Here is a 4,169-nt window from a genome sequence, read left to right as displayed (position 1 = left end):
ACCCCACCGACGACCAGCCCCCCGTCCCGATCCCCGCCTGAACCCCGGCGTTGGGTGGGCTTGATCGACTCCGTGTCGCCGACGTGGCGGCTTCCGGGGCGCGGATTCCGCTTGATCGACTCCGTGTCGCCGATGTGGCGGTTTCCGCGGCCACCCGATACCGCCACATCGCCGATCTGGCGTCGCCGCCGGCTCAGCGCACCCGGGCGAGCGTGACGCCGTCCGCGATCGGCAGCATCACCGGCTCCACCCGGACGTCGGCGAGGACCTCGTCGTTGAACGCGGCGATCGCCCGGTCGTCGGCGTTCTGCGGAGCCAGCACCCGGCCGCCACGCAGCGTGTTGTCCACCGCGATCACCGCGCCCGGGCGCATCCGCGGCACCAGTTCGTCCCAGTAGATCGGATAGCCGACCTTGTCCGCGTCGATGAACGCGAAGTCCAGGTACCGCTCGCGGGGCAACTCCCGCAGCCTTTCCGCGGCCGGACCGATGCGCAGGTCGATCCGGTCGTCCACCCCCGCCCGGGTCCAGTAGCGGCGGGCGATGCTGGTGTACTCCTCGGAGATGTCGAAGCAGGTGAGCCGGCCGCCGTCGGCCAGCCCCCGGGCGATCGCCAGGGAGGAGAGGCCGGTGAAGGTGCCGACCTCCACCGCCTGCCGAACCCCGAGCAGCCGGGTGAGGAAGGTCAGGAACGCGGCCTGCTCCGGCGCCACCTGCATGGTGGCCTGGTCGGGCAGCGCCGCCCTGGTCTCCTCGGAGAGTTCACGGACGATCTCATCAGGGGCGGACCCGTGCGCGACGAGGTAGGCGTGCAGTTCCGGGGTCAGCGGCAGCGGCTTCGTGCTCATGACCGGACGTTAGCCGAGATGCTCGATCTCCTGGCCCCCCGGCGCCACCTTCGTCCACAGGTCCGTCACGCTCAGCTCCAACTCGCCGAGAAGGTTGCGCAGCAGCGGCAGGCTGAGCCCGACCACCGTGCCCGGATCACCCTCGATCCCGGTCAGGAACGCGCCGCCCAACCCGTCGATGGTGAACGCCCCGGCCACGGCCAGCGGCTCGCCCGTCGCCACGTACGCGGCGATCTCCTCGTCGCTGATGTCGGCGAAGTGCACGGTGGTGGAGCCCACCCCCTCCGCCCGCGCATCGCGGGTGACGTCGATCAGGCAGTGCCCGGTGTGCAGCACACCGCTGCGCCCCCGCATCCGCTCCCACCGCCGGGTGGCGTCCGCCGCGTCGGCCGGCTTGCCGAGAATCTCCCCGTCGAACGCGAGCACCGAATCGCACCCGAGTACCAACGTCCGCTCGCCCGGCGTCGACCGCAGCCGACCCAGCACCGCCTGCGCCTTGAGCCGGGCCAACTCCAGGCACAGGTCCTCGGCCCGGTCACTGACCACCTGGGATTCGTCCACCCCGCTGACGAGCACGTCGGGTTCGATCCCGGCGGCCTGGAGCAGCTTGCGGCGGGCGGGACTCTGTGAGGCGAGCACGAGACGCAGCGGTACGGAGTTCAGCACCCGACCGACGTTACCGACTGATCCGCGGCGGCGGGTCGTCGGCACGTTGACGCCGCCGCCAGAGCAGGTAACCGCCGCCCGCCACCACCAGCACGCCCAGCGTGGCCAGCCCGCGGGCCGTCGCACCGCCGTCTCCACCATCCGACGCGGGCTCCGCAGCGGTCGTCGTGGTCGACGCGCTCGGCGCCGCGGATTCGAAGCCGAGCGGGGGTACGTCCGCTGTCAGGGCCGCGACCAGGTCGATGACGCCGTAGCCGTACTCGTCGTCCCGGCCAGGTAGGCCCTTGTCGATCGCGGTTGCAGTGAGCCGATGCGAGACTTCATGGGCCGAGAGGTAAGGGTACTTGGACCGAACGAGTGCGGCGGCACCAGCGACAATTGCTGTGGCACCGGATGTCCCAGACCCCTTCGAGTATCTCCCGCCGTAGCTCGTGCTGTAGATATCCACTGCCGGTGCAACAACATCGATCTTGGGGCCGACCACCGAAACGGCTGCGTGATTACCGGCCCGGTCGATGCCACCGACCGCGATGACTCCTTCCTGAGACGCTGGGTAGCCGACTGAGGAGGCTTCCGGTCTGTTGCCGACTCCTGCAACGACGATGATGTTTGCGGCCAGCGCGGCGTCAACTGCTTGGATGAGGCGCACACTGGAACCGCCAGCACTGGAAATGCTGATCACATCGGCTCCGTGAGAGGTGGCGTATTCGATACCTGCGGCTAGGTCATCTGCCTCCCCTCGATTGTCGGCTAACGACGACATGATCGGAAGGATCTTGGCCCTCGGTGCGATGCCAAGCGCGCCAACGTGTTCGCCTCTGCCGTGCGCCGCTATCAGGCCAGCCATCGAGGTGCCGTGGCTGTTGCGGTCTCTATGACCGTCGCCGCTGCCGCCCGAGACGATGTCGGTTCCGATGAGGAGGTTGTTGACCAGATCGGGGTGCGGATCCACACCAGTGTCTGGAACAGCAACGGCAATGCCCTCGCCCTGGCTTGTCCGATGCGCCTCGGCCACCTTGAGATAGGCGAGGTGCCATTGGTCTCCACGAATCTGTGTCGGGCCACCGGGGCGAGGAGCGGCACGCGCGGGACAAATCGACGGCAGCCCTATCGCCGACACAGCTATTGCGGCGAGAACTGCACGGATGGCCTGCCGCCTCACCGGCCGAAGCCGATGGCGGGGCCGGGATCTATCGGACCCTCCCCGTCCGGAGGCTGTACTACAGGGCTCACACCTTCGTCGGTCTCCCACGGATCATCCGGGTCCCAACGACGCGGCTGGCCATCAATCTGCTCTCGGTGGCCCGGCCGCCCGGGCGCGGTGCTCGTTCCGTAATGGGCACCCCCCATGCTGGGGGCGCCGCCGATCGGCGGAGCGCCGTGCGCACCTAACAACCCGCGACCGGCCCCGGGACGGGAACCGGCGGCACCGGTTGGTGCGGTGCCGGCGCCGCCACCTCCGATCACGCCTCCGATTGGGTTGACCCGACGGGGCGGGACTGCAGCCCTGCCAGGTTGGCCAAGTCCCATGCCTGGGGTCCCACCAATTAGTCCGCCTGGCGGCAGTGGCCGTGGTGGCGTCGTGTGCGGCAGCCCGGTTGCGCCTCCGACTGGCTTACCGACCGAGCTCGACCGTCCATCCACCGGGTTAGGTGCACCAACTCGGCCCGGTGCCGCGGACACCGGCGGCAGAGCTGGGGGCAGTCCGAGGCCACTGGCAGGTGAGCCGGAAGTGGGCGGGACTGGTGCCGTCATGCCTGACAACCCAGCACTGAGAGGAGGCGGTGCGAGCCCAGGAGCGGCCGCGCCGAGCACAGGTCCGGCCCCGGCCGCCGGCCCAACCCTCTGAGCGGTTGGGGTCGCTACCCGTCGGTCCGAGCTCGACGTTCGACTCGACGGGTGCGCCGTGCCGGACGACGCAATCGGAATCGGAACGATTGTTGGAATGAACGGGGTCGGAGGGTTACTGCCGTAGACATCGGGATCGTTCGGCTGGATGCCTGGTCGACGAGGAGGAGCGGGTGGTGTGCGGAGCATTACTTGGGCCTGCTGGAGTTCGCCGCTGAGCCCCGTCATCAGACCCCGTGCCTGGACGTTCAGCCGTTCCAGGTCCGCGTCGGTCACCGGTGGCTGGTCAGGTAGCCGGCTCCCGGCCACCGCCTTCGGATCGGCGATCGTCGCCTCGTACGCCCGCTTCTGCTGGAGCTTGGTGGCGTACGCCTGGTAGAGCGGTTCGAGCTCGGCGCGGGTGCTGCCGATGGCGCGGGTGGCGGCGGCGAGGGCGTCGTAGTTCGCGGCGGCCGCGTCGTGGGTGCGTTGCGCCTTGTCGATGAGCTGGTCCAGTTCGCCGATGTAGGCGCGGGCGGCGGCGTTGGTCTCCGGCGGCCACGCCGCGCCGAGCGCGCGACGATATTCCCGCAGGCGGCTCAGGTGGGTGAGGGCGAGGTCGCAGACCTTGCGCCAGCCGGCGACCTGCTTCCAGTGCCCGGCGGTGTCGTGGTCCTGAAGGCAGGCCCACATGCTGAGCACGTCCATCAGTCGCCAGTCGGTGAGGCCGGACGTCCGGCCGCTGCCTCGCTCGATCACGGCAGCACCACCCGCCCGCTCTCCGGCCCGGTCGGATCGGGGAGCGCGGGCGGGTGGTGCTGCCGTGATC

3 protein-coding genes are annotated in these 4,169 nt (G+C 69.8%); all 3 read right to left on the bottom strand.

Features of this window, described 5'->3' with window-relative positions:
• Positions 1–193: 193 nt before the first annotated feature.
• The 3 genes from DKT69_RS35395 to DKT69_RS35385 are packed head-to-tail and all read right to left on the bottom strand — an operon-like array spanning position 194 to position 2,624.
• The gene (locus tag DKT69_RS35395) at positions 194–847 is read right to left on the bottom strand and encodes an O-methyltransferase (protein ID WP_109805723.1); all 654 of its coding nucleotides are present in this window, start codon (positions 845–847) and stop codon (positions 194–196) included.
• Between the two features lie 9 nt (positions 848–856).
• On the bottom strand, positions 857–1,513 hold the full coding sequence (locus DKT69_RS35390) for a Maf family protein (protein WP_109805722.1): 657 nt from the start codon (positions 1,511–1,513) through the stop codon (positions 857–859).
• Positions 1,514–1,523: 10 nt separating this feature from the next.
• Positions 1,524–2,624, bottom strand: a complete 1,101-nt coding sequence (locus DKT69_RS35385; RefSeq protein WP_375373556.1) for a S8 family serine peptidase — start codon at positions 2,622–2,624, stop codon at positions 1,524–1,526.
• Positions 2,625–4,169: the final 1,545 nt, after the last annotated feature.

The sequence above is a fragment of the Micromonospora sicca genome, assembly GCF_003172935.1.
Taxonomy (GTDB): domain Bacteria; phylum Actinomycetota; class Actinomycetes; order Mycobacteriales; family Micromonosporaceae; genus Micromonospora; species Micromonospora sicca.
This window is presented reverse-complemented; position numbering and strand designations above follow the sequence as displayed.